The following is a 965-nucleotide window of genomic DNA, read 5'->3' as shown; positions in this document are numbered from 1 at the left end:
GCCTTGGGTTGCGTAATTCTAAAGTTGAAGTTTGCTGCAGCAATTGAGTGTAATTAAGGAACAAATATACAGGCATCGGGCCGCTTCATACGGCAATCCGTTAGCCACAAGTTAAAACATAATATCTTAACAAGAATGCAAGAAATTGAATCTATCGACATTGAACTCAAAAAGCAATTTGAAAAACTATCGGTGATAACCAAGTCTATTGAACTAACTGAAATAGCTCAATTCAAAATTGATGAAGCGTCCAACAAAATTCCATGGAAAGAAATTACACATCCAGGAATATATTTATTGGAAATTAAAAATAATAGACAGTTTGAATCTTTTGAAGAATGGGTTGAAAACTTTAGGGCTGAATGGGAAAATGAAAAATACTTAAGAAAATTCACTCCAAATTTAAAGAAAATGAGAATTAGAGCACATTCTGAACTAGCCGAGTGGATTCCATTATATATAGGAAAATCTAAAAATATTAGTGGTAGAATCCACGGTCATATCTATAAAGAACTCCATAAGACAACTTTTGCTCTAAAACTAATGGCACGAGAAAATCTTAAAAATGAACTATTTAGACTTAAAACTATCAAAATCTCGGTTGAAAACTATGATGCGATTATCCCAAGGATTGAATGGCAATTAAGAAATCAACTAAATCCATTAATTGGTAAACAATAAAAAACCTGTGGCTAACAAACCGCAATAGTGCATAAGGCGTTTAGCGAGTCTTGGAAGGTTCGTGGCTTCGGCAAGCAGCGCCAAATCGCAGATTTGGCTTTGAAAGAAATGTAAAACAAAATATGCGCTTTGGCTCCGCTCATTTTGGAAAGTTTGTTGGTTAATTCACCTTACGCACCATGCGGCAGGCCGTTGTAGGTAATTCAAAAAAATCAACAAGCAAACTAATAATTAAGCAAATAAAAACATGAAATACGTCCCTGATTTAAAGACGTTTGATGTCG

1 protein-coding gene is annotated in these 965 nt (G+C 34.5%); it reads left to right on the top strand.

Translation table 11 applies throughout. The features are described from left to right. Positions 1–135: 135 nt before the first annotated feature. Entirely contained in the window at positions 136–681 is a 546-nt protein-coding gene (locus tag ACSX1H_RS19375; protein ID WP_439185907.1) for a hypothetical protein, read from the top strand. Positions 682–965 lie beyond the last annotated feature (284 nt).

It is taken from the genome of Carboxylicivirga taeanensis (genome assembly GCF_051851475.1).
In the GTDB taxonomy this organism is placed as follows: Bacteria; Bacteroidota; Bacteroidia; order Bacteroidales; family Marinilabiliaceae; genus Carboxylicivirga; species Carboxylicivirga taeanensis.
This window is presented reverse-complemented; position numbering and strand designations above follow the sequence as displayed.